Raw genomic sequence first — 20909 nt, 5'->3', positions numbered from 1 at the left:
GGAGACTGCAATGAGCGAGCAACGCAGCGTGGCCGCCGGGCCGCAGAAGATGACCCCGTCCGAGGCCTTCGTCGAAACCATGGTGGCCAACGGCGTGACGGACATGTTCGGGATCATGGGATCGGCCTTCATGGATGCCATGGACATCTTTGCCCCGGCGGGCATACGGCTGGTCCCGGTGGTGCACGAGCAGGGCGCAGGGCACATGGCCGACGGCTACGCCCGCGTCTCGGGTCGGCACGGCGTGGTGATCGGCCAGAACGGCCCGGGCATCAGCAACTGCGTCACCGCGATCGCCGCGGCGTACTGGGCGCACACGCCGGTGGTCATCGTCACGCCCGAGGCCGGCACCATGGGCCAAGGACTGGGCGGCTTCCAGGAGGCGAAGCAGTTGCCCATGTTCCAGGAGTTCACCAAGTACCAGGGCCACGTGACGCACCCGGCGCGCATGGCCGAGTTCACGGGCCGCTGCTTCGACCGCGCCATGAGCGAGATGGGGCCGACGCAGCTCAACATCCCGCGCGACTACTTCTACGGGCAGATCACGGCCGAGATCCCTCAGCCGCGGCGGCTGGACCGCGGCCCCGGCGGCGAGCAAAGCCTGGACGAGGCCGCCGAGCTGCTGGCCACGGCGAAGTTCCCGGTGATCATCGCCGGCGGCGGCGTGGTGATGGCCGACGGCGTGGACGCCTGCAAGGCACTGGCCGAGCGGCTGCAGGCACCGGTGGTCAACAGTTACCTGCACAACGACAGCTTCCCGGCCAGCCACCCGCTGTGGTGCGGCCCGCTGGGCTACCAGGGCTCCAAGGCTGCGATGAAGCTGATCTCGCGCGCCGACGTGGTGGTGGCGCTGGGCTCGCGCCTGGGCCCCTTCGGCACGCTGCCCCAGCACGGCATGGACTACTGGCCCAAGGAGGCCAAGATCATCCAGATCGACGCCGACCACAAGATGCTGGGCCTGGTGAAGAAGATCTCGGTGGGCATCTGCGGCGACGCCAAGGCCGCCGCGCAGGCCCTGGTGCAGCGCCTGGCCGGCCGCACGCTGGCCTGCGACGCCACGCGCGCCCAGCGCGGCGACGACATCGCCACCGAGAAGGCGGCCTGGGAGCGCGAGCTCGACGCCTGGACCCACGAGCGCGACCCCTTCAGCCTGGACATGATCGAGGAGTCCAAGGACGAGCGCACGCCCTTCGGCGGCCGCTATCTGCACCCGCGCCAGGTGCTGCGCGAGCTGGAAAAGGCCATGCCGCCGGACGTGATGGTGTCCACCGACATCGGCAACATCAACTCGGTGGCCAACAGCTACCTGCGCTTCGAGAAGCCGCGCAGCTTCTTCGCGGCGATGAGCTGGGGCAACTGCGGCTACGCCTTCCCCACCATCATCGGTGCCAAGGTCGCCGCGCCGCACCGCCCGGCCATCTCCTACGCGGGCGACGGCGCCTGGGGCATGAGCCTGATGGAGACGCTGACCTGCGTGCGCCACAACATCCCGGTGACGGCGGTGGTGTTCCACAACCGCCAGTGGGGCGCGGAGAAGAAAAACCAGGTGGACTTCTACAACCGCCGCTTCGTCGCTGGCGAGCTCGACAGCCCGAGCTTCGCGGGCATCGCCAAGGCCATGGGCGCCGAGGGCATCGTGGTGGACAGGCTCGAAGACGTGGGCCCGGCGCTCCAGCGCGCCGTGGACCTGCAGATGAACCACGGCAAGACCTGCATCGTCGAGATCATGTGCACGCGCGAGCTGGGCGACCCCTTCCGGCGCGACGCGCTGTCCAAGCCCGTGCGGCTGCTGGACAAGTACCAGGACTTCGTCTGAGCGAGTCCGCCCCTGCCCCGCCGCCGGTCCGGCGCAGCGGGGCCTGACCCACCCGCCTCCCCCGTGGAGGCCGGGCTGGCGTCCCACGCCCCACGTCGAGGTTCCCATGCACGCCCAACCCTCCCTGGCGCCGCCGCTGCTTGGCCAATTGCGCGGCTACCTGCCCGGCCTGCTGCTGTGCGGCACCATCGCGCTGGCCGCCACCTTCGTGTCCGAGCACTACGGCGGCCCGCAGTTCCTGTACGCGCTGCTCATGGGCATCGCGTTCCACTTCCTGGCCGACTCGGACAAGTGCCAGCCCGGCATCGAGTTCGCGGCCAAGAAGCTGGTCCGCACGGGCGTGGCGCTGCTGGGCGTGCGCATTGCGGCCAGCGACGTGGCCCACCTGGGCCTGGCCGGTGTGGGCGCGCTGGCCGGCGCGGTGGTGCTGACCATCACCTTCGGCCTGCTGCTGGCGCGGCTGCTGCGGCTGCCGCCGGCGCTTGGGCTGCTGTCGGGCGGCGCCACCGGCATCTGCGGCATCTCGGCGGCCCTGGCCATTGCCTCCACCCTGCCGGCCACGCGCGAGAACGAGCGCTACACGCTGCTCACGGCCATAGGCATCGCCGCCTTCTCAACGCTGGCCATGGTGCTGTACCCGCTGCTGGTGTCGGGGCTGCACCTCTCCACGGCCGAGGCCGGGCTGTTCCTGGGCGGCTCCATCCACGACGTGGCGCAGGTGGTGGGTGCGGCCTTCATGATTTCCCCGCAGGTGGGCGACGCCGCCACGCTGGCCAAGATGTTCCGCGTCGCCCTGCTCATGCCGGTGGTGCTGGCGCTGGCGCTGCACGCCGGGCGCCGCCGGGGCGGCGGCGATGCGGGCGGCACCCGCAACGGGCCGCTGATGCCGGTGTTCCTGCTGGTGTTCGCGGCGCTGGCCGCCGCCAACAGCCTGGGCTGGCTGCCGGCCGGCGCGGTGACGCTCGGCTCGGAGCTCTCGCGCTGGTGCCTGGTGGTGTCCATCGCCGCGCTGGGCGTGAAGACCTCGCTGGAAAAGCTCGCCGAGCTGGGCTGGAAGCCGATCGCGCTGCTGTCGGGCGAGGCGGTCTTCGTCGCCGGCTACATGCTGCTGGTGGTCGCCCTCATGCGCTGGTTGGCCGCCTGAGCCGCGTGGACCCATCGATAGGCCGCAACTGGCCCTAGGTCCCCGCCTGCCCCCTGACTACTCTGGATCCAAGGCCCGCACCCCAAGCGGCCACGCACAAGGAGACGACGATGAAGCGAGACGACGACGACCTGCAGCCCGGCGTGGAGTTCCTCCAGGCCTTCGGCGACGCCTGGAACCGCCACGACATCGAGGCGCTGATGGAGTTCATGGACCGCGAGTGCACCTTCCACGCCGTGGCCGGGCCGGACCTGATGGGCCGCAGCTTCGTGGGCCGCGACGAGGTGCGCCAGGGCTTCCTGCTGGCCTGGCAGACCTTCCCGGACGCGGCCTGGCTGGACGCCGACCACTTCGTGCAGGGCGACCGCGGCGTGACCGAGAGCACCTTCTGCGGCACCCGCGCCGACGGCAGCCGCGTCGAGGCGCGCATGGTGGACGTGTTCACCTTCCGCAACGGCAAGATCGCCATCAAGAACGCCTACCGCAAGGACCGCCCGCCGGTCCTGGCCGGACGCTGAAGGGGGCCGCGCCATGCAAGCCGTCGCTTCGCAACCGCTGCTGCGCACGGGCCAGGCCACCGAGCCCGCGCGCCCCTACGACCCCGCCTACGATCCGCTGGTCTCGCCCAACCCCGGCCAGGGCCGCGACTACGCGCCCACCTACTGGATAGGCACCGCCGGCGCCCCGCCCGCGGACGACGGGCCGATCACGCACGACATCGACGTGGACGTGGCGCTCATCGGCTCGGGGTTCACGGGGCTGTGCACCGCCATCCACCTGGCGCGCGACCACGGCATCAAGGCCACCGTGCTGGAAGCCAACCGCGTGAGCTGGGGCTGCAGCACGCGCAACGGCGGGCAGGCGCAATGCGCCTCCGGCCGGCTCAAGCGCTCGCAGTGGATAGAGCGCTGGGGCCGGGACACCGCGCTGCGCCTGCACGAGGAGGTGTGCGCGGGCATGCAGACCTTCAAGGATCTCATCGCCGACATCCCCTGCGACCCGCAGCCCGGCGGCCACCTCTACATCGCGCACCGCGCCAAGGCCATGCCGGCGCTGGAGAAGGAAGCCCGGCTGCTGCGCGAGGTGTTCAAGTACGACGCCCGCATCCTGGACGCCGACACCGTGCGCCGCGAGTACGTGGACGACCGCGAGGCCGCCGGTGCCATGCACGAGCCCGAGGGCATAGGCATACACGCCGGCAAGCTGGCCTTCGGCTACCTGCGCAAGGCGCGCGCGCTGGGCGCCACCGTGCACCCGTCCAGCCCCGTGCTGGGATGGGAGACGCGCGGCGGCGTGCACTACCTGCGCACCCCCGGCGGCGTGGTGCGCGCCCGCGCGGTGGGCGTGTGCACCGGCGGCTACACCTCGCAAGGCCTGCACCCGCAACTGCGCAACCGGCTGCTGCCCATCCTGTCCAACTCCATCGTGACGCGGCCGCTCACGCCGCAGGAGATCGAGGCTTGCAACTTCCGCACGCACCAGGTGATCACGGACACGCGGGTGCTGCGCCACTACTACCGGCTCATGCCCGACGGCCGGGTGCAGATCGGCAGCCGCAGCGCCATCACCGGGCGTGACGCGCCGCAGGACAAGTACCGCCAGTTCCTGGAGCGTGACCTCGCGCGCAAGTTCCCGGCGCTGGCGGGCATACGCATCGACTACTCGTGGTGGGGCTGGGTGGACGTCAGCCACGACATGATGCCCCGCATCCACCAGCCCGTGGCCGGCGAGTCCATCTACTACGCGCTGGGTTACGGCGGCAACGGTGTCATGTACTCGGCGCAGGCGGGCAAGCGGCTGGCGCAATGGATCGCCGGCCAGGGCCGCGAGCTGGACCTGCCCATCTTCAGCTCCAAGCTGCCCTTCCCCAACGTGCGCGAGATGGTGGAGTCGCAGGCCTTCGCGCCCTTCCGGCGCCTGGGCCAGCGCGTGCTCTACCGCTGGTACCACCTCCAGGACGAGGTGCTCTGAGCACTCGACAACCCATCCCACAAACAGCCGGCCCGCGAAGTACGGCGCCGCGCCACCCACATCCACGATGGAGACCACGGAGACGACATGAACCAACCCCTCAAGACCCATTGGCACGTAGCGCAGAGCGTGCCGGCGCATGGCGCCGCGGCACCCGCGCGGCGCCGGCTTCTTGGCATCGCCGCGCTGCTGGCGCTGGGCCTGGGCGCCGGCACGGCCTCGGCGCAGCAAAAGGAGGTGACGATCGCCTTCCAGCCCATCGCCAGCCCGCTGATCGTGGCCATCACGACCGGTGCCATCGAAAAGGCCACCGGCTACAAGATCAACTGGCGCCAGTTCGATTCGGGGGCCAAGGTCGCCACGGCGATGACTTCGGGCGACGTGCAGCTCGGCGTGATCGGCTCCAGCCCGCTGGCCGCCGCGGTCAGCCGCGGCGTGGAGCTGCAGTTGTTCTGGATACTCACCGACATCAACGAGGCCGAGGCCATGGTGGTGCGCAACGGCGCCCACATCGAGCAGCCGGCCGATCTCAAGGGCAAGCGCCTGGGCGTGCCCTTCGTCTCGACCACGCACTATCACACCATCTTCGCGCTGGAGCAGTGGGGCATCAAGCCGACCGACGTGCAGCTGCTCAACATGCAGCCCAACCAGATCGCGGCGGCCTGGGAACGCGGCGACATCGACGCGGCCTTCGTCTGGGACCCGGCCTTGGCGCGCATCAAGCAAAGCGGCAAGGTGATGGTGACTTCCGGCGAGCTCGGCAAGAAGGGCCGCGCCACGTTCGACGGCGTCGCCGTCAACCGCAAGTGGGGCGAGGCCAACCCGGAGTTCATGGCCCGCTTCGTGAAGGCGGTGGCCGATGCCGACGCGGCCTTCCGGGCCAACCCTGGCGCCTGGGACGCCGAGTCGCCCAATGCCAAGGCCATCTCCTCGCGCATCGGCGGCTCGCCCAAGGACGCGGCCGACGCACTGCAGCTCTACGCCTTCCCCTCCGCCGAGCAGCAGGCCACGGCGGCGTGGCTGGGCGGCGGCAAGGACGGCGGTGCGGCCAAGGCCATCAAGGCCACCGCGGAATTCCTCAAGGCACAAAAGCGCATCGACACCGTGCCGGCCGATTTCGCCCCGTTCGTGACGCCCAAATACCTCGAAGCGGCGCTCAAGCTGAAATGACGTCCCCGGCCTCGCGCCGGGCATCCATTCACCGCGCCCAGGCCGGCAACGCCCGGCCACGGCGCGGACACAAGGGGTTGTTCATGTCCATCGAACATCAACTGCAGGTCCGGGACGTCAGCGTCATCTACCCGGGCCGCACGCGCAGCGAGCGGGTGCATGCGCTCGATCACATCGATCTCACCATCCACCGCGGCGACTTCGTCGTGGCACTGGGCGCCTCGGGCTGCGGCAAGACCACGCTGCTGAGCCTGATGGCGGGCTTCATCGCACCCTCACAGGGCGAGCTGCTGCTGGGCGGGCGCCGCGTCGAAGGTCCGGGCGCCGACCGCGGCGTCGTGTTCCAGAAGCACGCGCTGCTGCCCTGGCTCAACGTCATGGAGAACGCCGAGTTCGGCCTCAAGCTGCAGGGCGTGCCCAAGGCGGAGCGGCGCGAGCGCGCGGCCCGCAACCTGGCGCTGGTGGGCCTCAAGGACTTCCACCAGCACATGATCTACCAGCTCTCCGGCGGCATGCAGCAGCGCGTGGGCATCGCCCGCGCGCTGACCTGCAACCCGGCCATGCTGCTGATGGACGAGCCCATGGCCGCGCTGGACGCGCTCACGCGCGAGACCATCCAGGAGCTGCTGCTGGACGTGTGGCAGAAGACGCAGAAGATGTTCTTCTTCATCACGCACAGCGTGGAGGAAGCGCTCTTCCTGGGCAGCCACCTGATCGTGATGTCACCGCGTCCCGGGCGCATCACGCACCGCTACGAGCTCGACTTCAACAAGCGCTTCCTGCAGACGCGCGACGCGCGCGCCATCAAGTCCAGCCCGGACTTCATCGCCATGCGCGAGGTCGTGCTGAACATCATCTACGGTGACGAGCGTGCCGGCGCCGCACACCAGGAGACGGCCCATGTCTAAGATCAGCAGCCTTCCCACCAACGTCGCCGCGCTGGACGTCGAGGCCCACGCGGCCCCCGTGGCCATGAAGACCCGCTTGTTCGCCAAGCGCTCGGTGCGGCCGGGCGAGCACTTCGGCGCGCCCGGCCAGGGCAGCGCCGCCGGCATTGCCAGCGCCACGGTGGCGGCGCTGCTGCTGCTGTGGGTGGTGGTGAGCAACGCCGGCTGGGTGAAGCCGCTGTTCCTGCCGACGCCGCAGGCCGTGATCGAGAAGTTCCTGCTCGTGGCCACCGAAGGCTTCGCGGGCGCCACGCTGCTGGAGCACACGCTCACCAGCCTGTCACGGGTGCTGGGCGCCTTTGCGCTGGCCTGCGCCACCGCCATTCCGATCGGCGTGATGATGGGCGTGAGCCGCGTGGCGCGCGGCGTGTTCGATCCGCCCATCGAGTTCTACCGCCCGCTGCCGCCGCTGGCCTACCTGCCGATGGTGATCATCTGGTTCGGCATCGGCGAGTTCTCCAAGGTCTACCTGATCTTTCTGGCCATCTTCGCGCCCATGGCCATCGCTGCCCGCTCCGGCGTGCGCTCGGTGTCGATCGAGCAGATCCATGCCGCCTACTCCATGGGCGCCACGCGGCTGCAGGTGATCCGGCACGTGATCCTGAAGTCGGCGCTGCCCGAGATCTTCACCGGCATGCGCATCGGCATCGGCGTGGGCTGGACCACGCTGGTGGCCGGCGAGATGGTGGCCTCCACGCGCGGCCTGGGCTTCATGGTGCTCAATGCCGCGGAGTTCCTGGCCTCGGACGTGGTCATCATGGGCATCATCGTCATCGGCCTGTTTGCCTTCGTCTTCGACCTGATGATGCGGCACTTCGAAAAGGTGCTGGTGCCCTGGAAAGGCAAGCTCTGACCACGGCAGTCTTGCCGCGGGGCTCGGCCCCTGATCCGTAGCGGCAAGACTGCGCGCCGTGACGGTTTCGATGCCCCGAGCGTCGAAACCGCCATCGCGCAGATTGACGAACGGTGGCCGGCGGACCATGTGTTGCCGGGTAAGGCTTCCATAGGGCGGGGGCGTCACGTCAGATTCAGACCGTATTTTCTTTTCGTTCCAACAGCGCGTATTCAGGGCCGGCGATTACAGCGTTGGATATTTGCTTGATTTTCATGGCACGTTGGCAAACTGAAATTAGTTTTTCTCCAACGGGCAAATCATGGTCATGCAGCCATCAAACAATACTGGCCACAAATATATTCATCAAGGTTCCCCTCAAAACACCAGCCGACTCAGAGATTTCGATATTTACCGTGCGGCTTTACGTTTTTCCAATTTTCCCGCACCAGCAAAATGTCATTTTGTAACGTTGTGGTCACATAGACAAGCGCATCACATGCTGTAATTCAAGCCTTTTTTCCATCAGACGGTCCGATGCAGCGCTCGGCATTTCTGCGAGTCAACGCACTGTTTTCCCTCCTCGCGTCTTGCGCCGGTGCCATGGCGTTGGTTGCGGCGGGTTTGTGCTTGCTGGCGTGGGCGCCCGGCGCCAAAGCGTCGCAGGACTTTCCCATGGCGCTGCAAGGCGGTTGGACAGATCTCTCCCACACCCCTGCCCTGAATATCGAACGCCTGCCAACCACTGGCGGCAAGTTCGAACACACGGCCAGATTCGAGATTGCCCAGGGCGGCCGCTACGTCATTGATTTCCGAAACGGCTCCGTCCTGGGACGCTTCGAGCACCGGCTTCTGGACGGACAGGACCGGGTTGTTGCCCAAGCCGGCGGCGGACTGATTTCTGCCGAGCCCAACCCGTTTTTTCTGCGCCATGGCCGCGAGTTCGACCTCGCGCCGGGAACCTACCGGCTGCTTACGCGGTTGGAATCGCCCTATTTCATCACGCCGCCGCAGCCGTACATCGACACGCTGGACCACTACCGGCAGGCCATCAAACCGGGCAATGCGCTGACGCTGGCGGGACTGGGGGTGTTCATTGGATTGGGCGTGTTCTACGCGGTCCTGGCCGGCGCGCGGCGGCGCTGGACCGAAGGGCTGTACGCCGCGTTTATAACCGGCAACTTGGTCTACAACGCCAGCGGGCTGGGCGTGGCACACGAGCTTCTAGGCATCCGCTGGTTCTATCTCAACACCGCGCCCATCCTGCTGTCCAACATGGCCTACGTCGGCTTCGTGATGGCGCTGCTGCGGCTGCGCGCCACGGCACCGCGCCTGTACGCGCTGGGTATTGCCGTCGTGCTGACCATGGCGTGCATGGCCGGTGTCGCGGTGTGGCGGCCGAATTGGGCCATGGAGCTGTGCCGCGCGGGTGTGGGTGCGTTCCTGGCTTATGGCCTGGCCGCGGGCATATGCCGCGCGCGTGCCGGCGACCGCCTGGCGCGCTCTTATCTCCTGGCCAACGTGGGCTTCGCCATCACGGGATTCGTGGCCATCACGCTCGGCGGCATGGGCGATCTCAACACCATCGTGGTGGAGCATGTAGGCCTGGTGGCCGTGACCATTGAGGTGCTGCTGCTGTCCCTGGTCCTGGCCTTCCAGTTTGGCGAGTTGCAGCGCACGACCGCGCAGGCGCTGGCCACGGCACAGGCGCATTTGCGGCTGGCTCAAACCGATTCGCTGACGGAACTGCGCAACCGCCATGCTTTCGAAGAAGCGCTGCAGGCGCTGCCTGCACAGGCCAGCCTGACGGCCATCGACCTCGACGGCCTCAAGCACTACAACGACCGGCACGGCCATGCCCAAGGGGACAGGCTGCTGCGCGAGTTCGGCGCCGAGCTTGGGCAGCGGCTGGACTCGCACGCCACCCTGTACCGGCTTGGCGGCGACGAGTTCGCCGTGCTCTCCATGCCGGGCCACCGCACCGAGGTGGAGGCGGCCATTGCGGCGGCCGTGCAGGCGCTTCACCGCAAAGGCTTCGTCGATGCCGGCGCCAGCTGGGGGACGGGTGACTTCACCGAGGCTGGCGGCATCGATGAAATTCAGCAGCTCGCTGACAGGCGCATGTACGAGCACAAGCGCCGAGGCCAGGCTGCACGCCAGGCCAGCTCATGCCCGGCGCCTTCGTTGCAGCAGCCATAAGAGGTTTCCGGCGATAGGGCTTTGAGGGGCCAGGCCGGTGGGTGGGCGCGCCCCTCCTCAGACCAGCTCGATCGCCAAGGCCGTCGCCTCGCCGCCGCCGATGCACAGGCTGGCGACGCCCCGCTTGGCGCCTCGCTGGCGCAGCGCGCCCAGCAGCGTCACGACGATGCGCGCGCCCGACGCGCCTATGGGGTGGCCGAGCGCGCAAGCACCGCCATGCACGTTGACTTGCTCATGCGACAGGGACAGCTCGCGCATGGCCGCCATCGTGACAACGGCAAATGCCTCGTTGATCTCCCACAGGTCCACGTCGCCCACTTGCCAGCCCACCTTGGCGAGCAGCTTGCGGATCGCTCCCGCCGGCGCGGTCGTGAACCAAGCCGGTTCTTGCGCGTGCGTGGCATGGCCGTGGACGACCGCCAGCGGTGCCAGCGTGTGCTTGCGCGCGGTCGATTGGCGCATCAACACCATGGCGGCCGCGCCGTCGGAGATGGAGCTGGAGTTGGCCGCGGTCACCGTGCCATCCTTGGCAAAAGCGGGCTTGAGCGTGGAGATTTTCTCCAGTTGCACGTTCAGCGGCGCATCGTCCTGCGACACCAGCTTCTCGCCGCCGCGCCCGGGCACGGCCACCGGCGTGATTTCCCAGTGGAACAGGCCGTCGCGGATGGCCTGTTGCGCGCGCAGCGTGGAGGCGGCGGCGTAGGCATCCTGCTCCTCGCGCGTGAAGTTGAAGTGGCGTGCGCAGTCCTCGGCGAAGGTGCCCATCAGCCGGCCGTTGGTGGCCGCGCCATAGCGGTCTTCCAGGCCGTCGAAGAACATGTGGTCCAGCATCTGGCCATGGCCCAGGCGCTGGCCTGAGCGCGCCTTGGGCAGCAGATAAGGCGCGTTGCTCATCGATTCCATGCCACCGGCCACGACCACCTCCTGGCTTCCGGCCAGCAGCAGGTCGTGCGCCAGCATGGTGGCCTTCATGCCTGAGCCGCAGACCTTGCTGATGGTGGAGCAGCCGGCCGACAGGGGCAGGCCTGCGTTCAGCGCGGCCTGGCGCGCCGGCGCCTGGCCCAGCCCGGCAGGCAGCACGCAACCCATCAGCACCTCGTCCACGGCGTCGGATGGCAGGCCGGCCCGCTCCACGGCGGCACGGATGGCCTGTGCGCCCAACTGCGGCGCGCCGAGCGACGCGAAGCTGCCTTGCAAGCTGCCCAGCGGCGTGCGGGCGGCACTGACGATGACGATGGGATCGTCGGAGATGGAAGTTTGAGGCATGAGTCGCTCCACACGCCGGTTGCGATCGGCGCGAAAGGGGGTTGGCGGGAGTGGCGCGGCCCGCTGTGCACGGGCCCCGCAGTCAGGCTGGCCGGCTCAGACCAGCCGCAGCCGTGCGGCCTGCTCTTCGAGCGCAGGCCGGAAGTCGGGGTGGGCGATGCCGATCAGCGCCCGGGCGCGCTCACGCATGGACTTGCCGCGCAACTGGGCAACGCCGTATTCGGACACGACGTAGTTGACGTCGTTCTTGCTGGTGGTGACCACCGTGCCGGCGTCCAGCGTCGGGACGATGCGCGAGACCGCTCCGTCCTTGGCCGTGGAAGGCAGAACGATGAAGGACTTTCCGCCTTCTGACCGGTTGGCGGCGCGCACGAAGTCCGACTGCCCGCCCGTGCCGGAGTACGGCGTGGCCCCCAGCGATTCCGAGCCGCATTGGCCGAAAAGGTCGATCTGCAGCGTGGCATTGACCGAGATGAGCTTGTCGTTGCGGCCGGCAAGCCAGGGATCGTTGGTGAAGTCAACCGGGTGCATCTCGAAGCCCGGGTTGCGGTGCATGTAGCGGTAGAGCTTGGCCGAGCCCAGTGCGAAGGTGGCGATGGACTTGCCGGGCAGGTAGTTCTTGCGCCGGTTGGTGACGGCGCCGCATTCGATGAGCGAGAGCAGTCCGTCGCCCATCATTTCCGTGTGCACGCCCAGGTCGCGCTTGTGCCGCAACTGCATGACCACGGCGTCGGGGATGGCGCCGTAGCCGACCTGCAGCGTCGAGCCGTCTTCGATCATCTCCGCGACGTAGCGGCCGATGGCTTCCTGCACAGGCCCGATGGTGGGCAGGCCGACTTCACGCAACGGCACATCGTTCTCCACCACCGCCGCCACCTGGGAGATGTGCACATGGCAATGGCCACAGGCGAAGGGCACGTTGGGGTTGACCTCCAGCACCACGGCCTTGGCGCGCTCGATGGCGGCCATCGTGTAGTCGGTCCCCAGGCTCAGCGAGAAGTAGCCGTGCTCGTCCATCGTCGAGGCGACGCTGAGAACGACGTCGGCCGGGGTGAGGCCGCGCCGAATCAGCTGCGGCAGCTCCGAGAAGTTGCTGGCCAGCGTGTCTATCCAGCCCTGCTGTGCCCCTGGGCGGGAGGCGCCGCCCAGGAAGTAGCCCAGGTGCCGCACATGCCCCACCGTCTCAGGGTCGAAATAGCCGTAGGGCGCCAGCGGCAGGATCTGCGCGATGCACACGTCGTGGAAGTCGCGGCGCCGCTCGGAGAGCGCATTCAACAGGGCCGGGGGCTCGCCTACCCCGGTGGGCACGACGATCACGTCGCCGTCATGCACTTCCGCGACCGCGTCGTAGGCCGAACGGCGCTTCTGGCGGTATTGCTCCCGGACTGACATGGGGTGGTCTCCCTTGATCTGGCTCTTGCAGCTGTGGCGCCGGTCGCGTCGCTCAAGCGCCCGCAACGGCGCGGGCGATGACCAGGCGCTGGATGTCGGAGGCGCCCTCGTAGATCTGGCACACGCGCACGTCGCGGTAGATGCGCTCGACCGGGAAATCGCTGACGTAGCCGTAACCGCCGTGGATCTGGATCGCGTCGGAGCACACGCGCTCCGCCATGGTCGAGGCGAAGAGCTTGGCCATGGACGCCTCTTTCAAGCAGGGCTGCCCGGCGTCCTTGAGCGTGGCCGCGTGCAGCACCAGTTGGCGCGCGGCCTCGATCTGCGTGGCCATGTCCGCCAGGCGAAAGGCCACCGCCTGGTGCTCGATGATGGGCCGGTCGAATGCGACGCGCTCCTTGGCGTACTTGACGGCCGCGTCCAGCGCTGCGCGTGCCATGCCCACCGATTGCGCGGCGATGCCAATGCGCCCGGCCTCCAGGTTGGACAGCGCGATCTTGTAGCCCTCCCCCTCGTTGCCCAGCAGGTGGTTGGCCGGTATGCGGCAGTCCTCGAAGGTGATGGTGGCCGTGTCCGAGGCATGCTGGCCCATCTTTTCCTCCAGGCGGGAAACGATGTAGCCGGGCGTCTGCGTGGGCACCAGGAAGCAGGAAATGCCCTTCTTGCCCGCGGCCTTGTCGGTGACGGCAAACACGATCGCCACCTGCGCATGCTTGCCGCTGGTGATGAACTGCTTGGTGCCGTTGATCACCCACTGGTCGCCGTCGCGCACGGCGCGGGTGCGCAGCGCCGCCGCATCCGAGCCTGCCTGCGGCTCGGTCAGGCAGAAGGCCCCGAGCCACTCGCCCGTGGCCAGGCGGCGCAGGTAGCGGTCCTTTTGTTCCGCGGTGCCGTACTTGAGCGTGATGCCGCAGGCCAGCGAGTTCTGCACGCTCACGATGGTGGAGGTGGCGCCGTCGCCCGCGGCAATCTCCTCCAGCGCCAGCACCAGCGACACGTAGTCCAGCCCGGCGCCGCCCCATTCCTCGGGCACGACCATGCCCATGGCACCCAGGCCGGCGAGCTCCTGCAGCGCCTCCTGCGGGAAGCGGTGCTCGCGATCCCACTCGGCGGCGAAGGGGGCCAGGCGCTCCTGCGCAAAGGTACGCATGGCGTCGCGGATCATTTCCTGTTCGGGGGTCGGGATCATGGTGCGCTCTCCGGGGGTTGCCTCAGCTTTTTACTTGGATGCCATGCGGATGGCACCGTCCAGGCGGATCACCTCGCCGTTGAGGTAGGCGTTGTCGAGGATGTGCAGCACCAGGCGCGCGAACTCGTCGGGTTGGCCCATGCGCGAAGGGAACGGCACCGTCTTTCCCAAGGCGTCCTGCACCTCGGTGGGCATGCCCTTGAGCATGGGCGTCTCCATGATCCCGGGCGCGATGGTCACCACGCGGATGCCGTGGCGCGCCAGTTCGCGGGCGATGGGCAGCGTCATCGCCACCACGCCGCCCTTGGAGGCGGCGTAGCCGGCCTGACCGATCTGGCCGTCGAAGGCCGCCACCGAGGCCGTATTGATGATCACGCCGCGCTCGCCGTCCGGGCCGGGCGCGCTTTGCGCGATGGCCTCGGCCGCCAGGCGCAGCATGTTGAAGGTGCCCACCAGGTTGATCTGCACCGTGCGCGCAAAGCTCTCCAGCTTGTGCGGGCCGTCGCGGCCGAGCACCTTCTCCGCCGGCGCCACGCCGGCGCAGTTGACGAGCCCGTGCACTGGACCGAACGCGCTGCGGCATTCGGCCACAGCGGCCTGCGCACTGGCAGCGTCCGACACGTCGGCTTGAACGAAGCGGGCATTCGCGCCGAGTTCGCCGGCCAGGGCGGAGACCGCCTCGGCGTTCAGATCGACAAGCAGCACGCGCCCACCGGCGGCCACCAGGCGGCGAGCCGTGGCGGCGCCCAGACCCGAGCCGCTGCCCGTGACGATGAAACTGCGGTCCTTCACTTGCATGTCTTGTCTCCTGGGGTGGCTGCGCCACCGATCTCATCCCGCACGTCCACGGCCAGTGGCGACGTGAACCTCGCGGCCATCGTAGGCAGGCGCGGGGTGGTTGCCGATGACCGCAGACCTCTTTGTGCGTGATGCGTCCGGACACTCCGGGCCGGCGGGTGCCGGCCCACAGGCGCTGGGCCAGGAGCCCCAATGGAAGCCGCGCCGCCGCCGCAGCCGCGCGCGTTGGGCGCGGCCTGCCAAAGCGGCCCGGTAAAATTGCCGCCCCTCGTTGGGTCCAGACGCAACCATGAATGACGCTCGCGACAAAGGCACCATCTCGATGGGTTTGGTGCACGAGGCGCTGTTGGTCGCCACGGCCAGGAACCTGGATACCGCGGCGATGCTGCGGCAGGCCGGCATTGAAGAAGGGTTGCTGGGCGCCCCCAGGGCGCGCGTGCCGGCCGTCACGTATGCCCGTTTGTGGGCCGCGCTCGCGGACGCCATGGACGACGAGTTCTTCGGCATGGACAGCCACCCCATGCGCCGTGGCAGCTACCGCCTGATGTGCCATGCCGTGCTGGGCTGCACGACGCTGGGCCACGCGCTGCAGCGCATGTTGTCCTTCTTGCGCGTGGTGCTGGATGACCTCCGTGGAGAGCTCCACTGCGAGGGGGAGCATGCGTGGATCAGGCTGCACGACCATGGCCCGCCACGGCGCATGTTCACCTACGCGACGTGGCTGATGCTCGTGCACGGGCTTGCCTGCTGGCTGGTGCGCAAGCGCATTCCCTTGCTCGAAGCCAGCTTTCGCTGTGCCGAGCCGGCCGATGCCGGCGACTACCGCGTTCGGTTTTGCGAAACGTCCATCTTCAACGCACCGGTCACGCAGGTGCGCATTGCCCGCCCGCTTCTTGAGTTGAAGGTGGTCGAAACGGAGGCCAACGTGCGCGCGTTCCTGCGCGACGCGCCGGCCAACGTGCTGGTGAAGTACCGCAACGACGTCAGCATCAGCAGCATGGTGAGGCGCCGCCTGCGAATGCTGAGGCCCGAGGCCTGGCCGGAATTGAAGGACTTGGCCAGCACGATGTGCATGTCCAGTCCCACCCTGCAACGACGCCTTCAGGTCGAAGGCCTGAACTACCAGCGCTTGAAGGACGAATTGCGTCGCGACATCGCCATTGAGCTGCTCGCCAATGCGTCCCTGCCTGTCACGGACATCGCCGCCCAGGTGGGCTTCCAGGACGCCAGTGCGTTCCACCGCGCCTTCAAGAAGTGGACCGGCGTCAGCCCGGGCAGTTACCGCCGCGGCAGCGAGACGGCGGTACGGAAAACTTTGCCATGAAGTTGACCGCGCATGCTCCTCAAGAAAGAGGGCGGCCTCTCCAGGCCGCCCTCTTCTGCTTGCATGCGGTTGATTTGCCGCGTTTCAGCAGGCCCAGCTGTAGGCACTGCAGGTGGCGCTGAGCATGGCGCCGAAGTTGCTGTCGAACTGGGCGCCGCCCTGGACTTGCGGATTCGGGCTGGTGTAGCCCCAGGACACGACGCTGGTGAGCCGGTTGGCGTAGTTGTCCTGCGTGTAAGGCGACAGGCCCGTGTAGTCCTGGCGGAAGTTCAGCACCACCGGACCGCCACTGGAGCCGCCGGTCATGTCGGACCCCCAGGTGCCGTTGTTGGTGCCGGCGTTGTTGGCCATGCTTTCCACGCGGTGCATTTGCGTGCCGCCGTCAAGGTTGGCCGGGTAGCCCAGCACCGTCATGTGGCGCCCGATCAGGGCCGGGTACAAGTAGCCCAGGTAACCGGTGTAGTCGCCGATGCGCCAGCCGGAGCTGTCCTTGTTGAAGACGATCAAGGCCCAGTCGCCCGCGTTGGGCACCTGGCCGCCGCTGTTGAACCAGGCGGTGGAGGTGCGGGCATTGGCCCAGCCGCTCCAGGTTCCGAAGGGACGCGTCTCGGTCGTGCCTACCCGGCTGTAGCCGGGCACGAAGGTGAAGCTGTTGTACCAGCCGCTCGAAGAGCCGTTGCCGCTGTGCACGCAGTGGCCGGCGGTGAGCACCACGCCGGGCTTGATCATGGAGCCCGAGCAGATGTAGGCGTTGCCCGTCTGGTCGCGAAAGTACAGCTTGCCCACGGTGCTGCTGGGATAGGCGCGGTCCTGCTGGCGCGGGTAGGTCCGCGTGGAGGTGAACTGGATGCCACCCGTGCCCACGGCTTCGGGCACGGCGGTTTCGGCCATGGGCGCAGTGGCCAAGGCCGCGGCGCTGAGCTCGCGCCGCTGGAGCAGCATGGCCGCATTGGCCACCGGACGCTTGCCGGGCCGGTCGGCCTGCACGCCGCGCGAGCTGGCTTCGACCGAGGCAGCGTTGTAGTCGAAGGCCGAGGCCGGAAGGAACTTCACCTTGGGCATGGGCGAGCGGGCGCCGACGAGCTCCAGGTCACTGAACCCGGCGGCAGCCATCGCGGCCGTACCCGGCGTGGTGGACACCGACTGGGCCTGCGCGGGCTGGAGTGCGAAAGCGGCCAGGCCGGTGGCGGTCAGGGCAAACAGGGAGGCGTACTTCATGATGCGTCAATGCCTTTATGTGAACGGTTGGGTGGCGGGCATGGCTGAGTAGCGGCGCGCCGGGCAACGGTTCAAAGAAATTTGAGGCAGTTGATGCAGGGGCACAGGCTCTTCGTGGCGACAAGCGCGGCCGGCGGCATGGCGGCCCGTTGGCAATGCCGCCCCGGTGTCAACAAGGGCCGTCGGACGTTCAGCCGGGTGCCGTGGCGCTGAACGCACCGGGCGCGGCCGTGCCGGACGCAAGGTACGGAGCCATGATGTCCTGCAGCCAGTCCATGAACGCCTGCACCCGGCGCGGCAGGCGCCGGTGCGCGTAGAGCAGCGACACGGGCATGGGCGCGGGCCGGAAGTCCGGCAGCACCTCGACGAGCTCACCGCGATCCATCCAGGGCCGCATCGCCGGCTCCGGCGCCTGGATGATGCCCAGCCCTGCCAGACAGCCGTGCAGGTAGGCCTCGGAGTTGTTGACGGTCAGCGCACCGGCCATGGGCACGAGACGCGTTTGCCCGCTCTCGTCCAGGTATTCGAAACCGGGTGAGCGGGCACCCAGTCCCGGCAGGTAATGGATGAGCCGGTGTGCGGCCAGGTCGTGCAGCGACTGCGGCAGGCCGAAGGCACGGACGTAGGCCGGGCTGGCGCAATTGATCAGCGGCAGCCGCCCGAGTGGCCGTGCCAACAGGCTGGAGTCGGTCAGCGGCCCAACGCGCAACACGCAGTCGAAGCCCTCGCCCACCAGGTCCACGCGGCGGTCGGTGCTGCTGAGCTCGATCTGCAGCGCGGGATGCGCCTGCAGGAACTGCGGCAGCCGCGGCAGCACGAGATTGCGCGCCATGCCGACGGGCATGTCCACGCGCAATCGTCCCTGCAGCGCCGCCGGTCCGTACTGGAACAGTTGGCGCAGCTCCTCGGCATCGGCCAGCAACTCGCGGGCACGCTGCGCGAAGGCCTCGCCATCCGGCGTGAGCTGGACGCGCCGGGTGGTCCGGTGCAACAGCCGGGCGCCCAGCAGCGCCTCCAGCCGCTGCACGGCCGCCGACACGCTGGTGCGCGGCATGCCCATCAACTCGGCCGCCCTGGTGAAGCTGGCCGACTCCGCCACACGCATGAAGACCTGCACCACGTCCAGCGGCAGTGGCTCTGAATTGTTCGTCATGGCTGCACAGTCTAGCCAGACAGCCCATGTTTATCCGTTTTTACTGAACCAATAAGCTCGACGGCGTCTTCCACCCTTTCCTGAACGGAGCCCTACATGGCCAACAAGATCGCACTCATCACAGGCGCAAGCCGGGGCTTGGGCCGCAGCGCCGCCGAACACCTGGCCATGCGCGGCATCGACGTGCTTGTCACGTACCGAAGCCGGCGCGACGAAGCCGACGCCGCCGTGGCCGCCATCGAAGCGGCCGGCGTGCGCGGCGCGGCCTTGCAACTGGACGTGGGCGACAGCGCCGCCTTTCCGGCCTTCGTGCAGGCCGTGCGCGAACAGCTCGTCCGCTGGAACGCGCCGCAACTGGACTTTCTGGTGAACAACGCCGGTGTCGGCATCCATGCGCCGTTCGCACAGACCAGCGAGGCGCAGTTCGACGAGCTGGTGCGCATCCACTTCAAGGGGTCCTTCTTTCTCACCCAGGCGCTGTTGCCCTTGCTGGCCGACGGCGGGCGAATCCTCAACGTCTCCAGCGGCCTGGCGCGCTTCACGGTCCCCGGCTATGCCGCCTACGCCGCGATGAAGGGTGCCGTCGAGGTGCTCACGCGCTACCAGGCCAAGGAGCTCGGAGCCCGGCGCATCCGCGTCAACACGCTGGCACCGGGTGCCATCGAGACCGATTTCGGCGGCGGCGTGGTGCGTGACAACGCGGCCATGAACCAGCAGCTCGCGACGCAGACGGCGCTGGGCCGGGTGGGCCTGCCCGCAGACATCGGTGCCGCGGTGGCGGCACTGCTCTCCGACGACACGGGCTGGATCAACGGGCAGCGGGTGGAAGCCTCAGGCGGCATGTTCCTGTAAACGCCGATCACGCCGCCGCCTTTGCGGCGGCCGAAATAACCACGCAATTGTCTGTTTGGAAATCAGATGAATATCTGATCAAAAAGACACCAGAGGCTGAAGTTGTCCGCCTTTGAATCCATACACCGTCACCGGCAAGGTCTTCATGTCGTGGCCATCGGTGAATGAATACTCTCCCACGACACCTTTATAAGTACCTTTGGCAATTTGCTCCGCCACCTTTCCTGGATCGGTGGAGTTGGCCTTTTGCATGGCATCGGCGAGCAGCATGGCGCCATCGTAGAAATTCGCGGCGTAGGTCAAAGGGTCGCGCTGGTAAGTGGCCTTGTATTTGGCGGCGAAAATACGCCCGGCTTCCGTCTTGTCGAGAATCAGGCGGGCTTGCATGCAAAGCGTCCTGCCATCGGCCAACCCGGCGCTGAGCCGGCTGGTTTCCGTATCGCAAATGGCGTCGCCGCCCAGGAGCTTGGCATGGATGCCCAGCGAAACCATTTGGCGCAGCATGGGGCCGGCCTGCAAGGAAAAGCCGCCGAAGACGATGACATCGGGCTTGGCGGCACGGACGGCGGTCAAGATGGCCGTGAAGTCTGTAGCCTTGTCGGTGGTGAATTCCTGCCTGACGATGCTCAGCCCCTGACGCCTGGCCTCGGCCATGAACTCGGCCGCCAGCCCTTGCCCATACGCCGTGCGGTCGTCCACCACGGCGACCTGCTTGGCTTTCAGCTCCCTGGCCGCGTAGATGGCCATGGCCGCGCCCACCTGCTTGTCGTTGCCGCCTATGCGGAACAGGCGCGGGTGGCCCAACTCGGTGAGCTTGGGATTGGCGCCCACCGTCAACACCACCATGCCGGCGTCGTTGTAGACACGGCTTGCCGGGATGGCGACGCCGGAGTTGTACGGGCCGACGACGAATCCGACCTTGGCGTCCGCCAGCTTCTGCGCCACCGACACGCCTTGCCGCGGATCGCCCGCGTCGTCCTCGGCGACGACCTGCAGGCTCACCTGCCGGCCACCGACCTGGATGCCTTTGGCGTTGATTTCCTTCACCGCCAGCAGCAGCCCGTCGCGGTTGTCCGCGCCATAGGCGGATTGCGAACCCGACAGCGGGCTGCTGAGGCCGATCTTCACAACGTCCTGCGCATGCGCCGCCGATGCTGCGCAAGCCAGCATCGTGGCCAGGAACGCGAAAACGCTTTGCCGGACGCCAAGTGGAAACTGCTTCATCGAAGGGCTTGCTGTTGTGGAGCCATCAGTACCGGACGAGCCCGCGGGCCGGCTCCCCGGACAGCGCACCGAGCCGGACGGCTTGGAGGCTCGCTGTGGCAGGCCAGGCCCAAGCCGACTGATTCGCTACGCCGGCAATGGTAATTGGCAGCAGCTTTCAAGAAGCCGACTGAACGCTGCCGGTCGGCCTGCCTGGTGTTGAATGCGGCATACGGCAGGCGAATCAGTGCCGGCAGGGCCCCCGGGCAGGTGACAACGGCATGGTGGACACGCGGTGCACACACAGGTCCCCACCCCACTTCGCTCAACGCCCTGGCGGGCCGGCGGCCCTTGCAAACAGGGTCCGCCTGCGATCATCCCCCGGTCACATCCCTGTGTAGTTGGGCCCGCCGCCGCCTTCCGGCGTGACCCAGG

Annotated in this window: 17 protein-coding genes; 10 read left to right on the top strand and 7 right to left on the bottom strand. The window is 68.0% G+C overall.

Going from position 1 to position 20909, the window contains the following annotated elements; genetic code table 11:
- Positions 1–10 precede the first annotated feature (10 nt).
- The 8 genes from xsc (at position 11) to ALA01S_RS20740 (ending at position 10079) form a co-directional block, all read left to right on the top strand.
- Positions 11–1816, top strand: coding sequence for a sulfoacetaldehyde acetyltransferase (gene xsc, locus ALA01S_RS20775; RefSeq protein ID WP_174548646.1), 1806 nt, complete (start codon positions 11–13; stop codon positions 1814–1816).
- A 106-nt stretch (positions 1817–1922) separates the two neighbouring features.
- Positions 1923–2960: a YeiH family protein gene (locus ALA01S_RS20770; RefSeq protein ID WP_066340444.1), complete on the top strand. Its 1038-nt coding sequence runs from the start codon at positions 1923–1925 to the stop codon at positions 2958–2960.
- Between the two features lie 110 nt (positions 2961–3070).
- Positions 3071–3478, top strand: coding sequence for a nuclear transport factor 2 family protein (locus ALA01S_RS20765; protein ID WP_066340441.1), 408 nt, complete (start codon positions 3071–3073; stop codon positions 3476–3478).
- A 13-nt stretch (positions 3479–3491) separates the two neighbouring features.
- Positions 3492–4931, top strand: a complete 1440-nt coding sequence (locus ALA01S_RS20760; RefSeq protein ID WP_066340438.1) for an NAD(P)/FAD-dependent oxidoreductase — start codon at positions 3492–3494, stop codon at positions 4929–4931.
- Between the two features lie 87 nt (positions 4932–5018).
- Complete coding sequence (gene tauA / locus ALA01S_RS20755; protein ID WP_066340436.1) at positions 5019–6101, top strand: taurine ABC transporter substrate-binding protein; 1083 nt, start codon at positions 5019–5021, stop codon at positions 6099–6101.
- An 83-nt stretch (positions 6102–6184) separates the two neighbouring features.
- Entirely contained in the window at positions 6185–7009 is an 825-nt protein-coding gene (locus ALA01S_RS20750) for a taurine ABC transporter ATP-binding protein (RefSeq protein ID WP_066340485.1), read from the top strand.
- A 64-nt stretch (positions 7010–7073) separates the two neighbouring features.
- Complete coding sequence (locus ALA01S_RS20745; RefSeq protein WP_066340483.1) at positions 7074–7901, top strand: ABC transporter permease subunit; 828 nt, start codon at positions 7074–7076, stop codon at positions 7899–7901.
- 654 nt (positions 7902–8555) lie between these two features.
- A complete protein-coding gene (locus ALA01S_RS20740) occupies positions 8556–10079 on the top strand; it encodes a GGDEF domain-containing protein (protein WP_169805971.1) in 1524 nt (507 codons plus the stop codon).
- A gap of 57 nt (positions 10080–10136) precedes the next feature.
- On the opposite strand, the gene ALA01S_RS20735 is transcribed toward ALA01S_RS20740, so the two are convergent.
- The 4 genes from ALA01S_RS20735 to ALA01S_RS20720 all read right to left on the bottom strand — a co-directional run bounded on the left by ALA01S_RS20735 (position 10137) and on the right by ALA01S_RS20720 (position 14724).
- Positions 10137–11345 (bottom strand): acetyl-CoA C-acyltransferase, encoded by a 1209-nt coding sequence (locus tag ALA01S_RS20735; protein ID WP_066340431.1) that lies wholly within the window; start codon positions 11343–11345, stop codon positions 10137–10139.
- 96 nt (positions 11346–11441) lie between these two features.
- Positions 11442–12737, bottom strand: coding sequence for an acetyl-CoA hydrolase/transferase family protein (locus tag ALA01S_RS20730; RefSeq protein WP_066340429.1), 1296 nt, complete (start codon positions 12735–12737; stop codon positions 11442–11444).
- A gap of 52 nt (positions 12738–12789) precedes the next feature.
- The gene (locus ALA01S_RS20725) at positions 12790–13926 is read right to left on the bottom strand and encodes an acyl-CoA dehydrogenase (protein ID WP_066340426.1); all 1137 of its coding nucleotides are present in this window, start codon (positions 13924–13926) and stop codon (positions 12790–12792) included.
- A 30-nt stretch (positions 13927–13956) separates the two neighbouring features.
- On the bottom strand, positions 13957–14724 hold the full coding sequence (locus tag ALA01S_RS20720; RefSeq protein ID WP_066340424.1) for a 3-hydroxyacyl-CoA dehydrogenase: 768 nt from the start codon (positions 14722–14724) through the stop codon (positions 13957–13959).
- 289 nt (positions 14725–15013) lie between these two features.
- Here ALA01S_RS20720 and ALA01S_RS20715 point away from each other — a divergent pair, with 289 nt between their 5' ends.
- On the top strand, positions 15014–16048 hold the full coding sequence (locus tag ALA01S_RS20715; RefSeq protein WP_066340422.1) for an AraC family transcriptional regulator: 1035 nt from the start codon (positions 15014–15016) through the stop codon (positions 16046–16048).
- An 84-nt stretch (positions 16049–16132) separates the two neighbouring features.
- Here the strand turns inward: ALA01S_RS20715 and ALA01S_RS20710 are convergent, their stop codons facing one another.
- The gene (locus tag ALA01S_RS20710) at positions 16133–17266 is read right to left on the bottom strand and encodes a trypsin-like serine peptidase (RefSeq protein ID WP_066340420.1); all 1134 of its coding nucleotides are present in this window, start codon (positions 17264–17266) and stop codon (positions 16133–16135) included.
- Positions 17267–17456: 190 nt separating this feature from the next.
- On the bottom strand, positions 17457–18419 hold the full coding sequence (locus ALA01S_RS20705; RefSeq protein ID WP_066340417.1) for a LysR family transcriptional regulator: 963 nt from the start codon (positions 18417–18419) through the stop codon (positions 17457–17459).
- Positions 18420–18515: 96 nt separating this feature from the next.
- Here ALA01S_RS20705 and ALA01S_RS20700 point away from each other — a divergent pair, with 96 nt between their 5' ends.
- Positions 18516–19271, top strand: a complete 756-nt coding sequence (locus tag ALA01S_RS20700) for an SDR family NAD(P)-dependent oxidoreductase (RefSeq protein ID WP_066340416.1) — start codon at positions 18516–18518, stop codon at positions 19269–19271.
- A gap of 78 nt (positions 19272–19349) precedes the next feature.
- Here ALA01S_RS20700 and ALA01S_RS20695 read toward each other — a convergent pair whose 3' ends face one another.
- Positions 19350–20495 (bottom strand): branched-chain amino acid ABC transporter substrate-binding protein, encoded by a 1146-nt coding sequence (locus ALA01S_RS20695; protein WP_066340414.1) that lies wholly within the window; start codon positions 20493–20495, stop codon positions 19350–19352.
- Positions 20496–20909: the final 414 nt, after the last annotated feature.

It is taken from the genome of Azohydromonas lata NBRC 102462 (assembly GCF_001571085.1).
In the GTDB taxonomy this organism is placed as follows: Bacteria; Pseudomonadota; Gammaproteobacteria; order Burkholderiales; family Burkholderiaceae_C; genus Azohydromonas; species Azohydromonas lata.
The sequence above is the reverse complement of the archived record's forward strand: the minus strand, read 5'-3'. Positions and strand labels throughout refer to the sequence as shown.

Excerpts from the sequence above, each read along its gene's own strand:
- ALA01S_RS20715 (WP_066340422.1), top strand. The coding sequence starts at position 15,014 with ATGAATGACGCTCGCGACAAAGGCACCATCTCGATGGGTTTGGTGCAC.
- ALA01S_RS20745 (WP_066340483.1), top strand. The coding sequence starts at position 7,074 with ATGAAGACCCGCTTGTTCGCCAAGCGCTCGGTGCGGCCGGGCGAGCAC.
- tauA (WP_066340436.1), top strand. The coding sequence starts at position 5,019 with ATGAACCAACCCCTCAAGACCCATTGGCACGTAGCGCAGAGCGTGCCG.
- ALA01S_RS20695 (WP_066340414.1), bottom strand. The coding sequence starts at position 20,495 with ATGAAGCAGTTTCCACTTGGCGTCCGGCAAAGCGTTTTCGCGTTCCTG.
- ALA01S_RS20740 (WP_169805971.1), top strand. The coding sequence starts at position 8,556 with ATGGCGCTGCAAGGCGGTTGGACAGATCTCTCCCACACCCCTGCCCTG.
- xsc (WP_174548646.1), top strand. The coding sequence starts at position 11 with ATGAGCGAGCAACGCAGCGTGGCCGCCGGGCCGCAGAAGATGACCCCG.
- ALA01S_RS20710 (WP_066340420.1), bottom strand. The coding sequence starts at position 17,266 with ATGAAGTACGCCTCCCTGTTTGCCCTGACCGCCACCGGCCTGGCCGCT.
- ALA01S_RS20725 (WP_066340426.1), bottom strand. The coding sequence starts at position 13,926 with ATGATCCCGACCCCCGAACAGGAAATGATCCGCGACGCCATGCGTACC.
- ALA01S_RS20735 (WP_066340431.1), bottom strand. The coding sequence starts at position 11,345 with ATGCCTCAAACTTCCATCTCCGACGATCCCATCGTCATCGTCAGTGCC.
- ALA01S_RS20730 (WP_066340429.1), bottom strand. The coding sequence starts at position 12,737 with ATGTCAGTCCGGGAGCAATACCGCCAGAAGCGCCGTTCGGCCTACGAC.
- ALA01S_RS20700 (WP_066340416.1), top strand. The coding sequence starts at position 18,516 with ATGGCCAACAAGATCGCACTCATCACAGGCGCAAGCCGGGGCTTGGGC.
- ALA01S_RS20720 (WP_066340424.1), bottom strand. The coding sequence starts at position 14,724 with ATGCAAGTGAAGGACCGCAGTTTCATCGTCACGGGCAGCGGCTCGGGT.
- ALA01S_RS20750 (WP_066340485.1), top strand. The coding sequence starts at position 6,185 with ATGTCCATCGAACATCAACTGCAGGTCCGGGACGTCAGCGTCATCTAC.
- ALA01S_RS20760 (WP_066340438.1), top strand. The coding sequence starts at position 3,492 with ATGCAAGCCGTCGCTTCGCAACCGCTGCTGCGCACGGGCCAGGCCACC.
- ALA01S_RS20705 (WP_066340417.1), bottom strand. The coding sequence starts at position 18,419 with ATGACGAACAATTCAGAGCCACTGCCGCTGGACGTGGTGCAGGTCTTC.
- ALA01S_RS20770 (WP_066340444.1), top strand. The coding sequence starts at position 1,923 with ATGCACGCCCAACCCTCCCTGGCGCCGCCGCTGCTTGGCCAATTGCGC.
- ALA01S_RS20765 (WP_066340441.1), top strand. The coding sequence starts at position 3,071 with ATGAAGCGAGACGACGACGACCTGCAGCCCGGCGTGGAGTTCCTCCAG.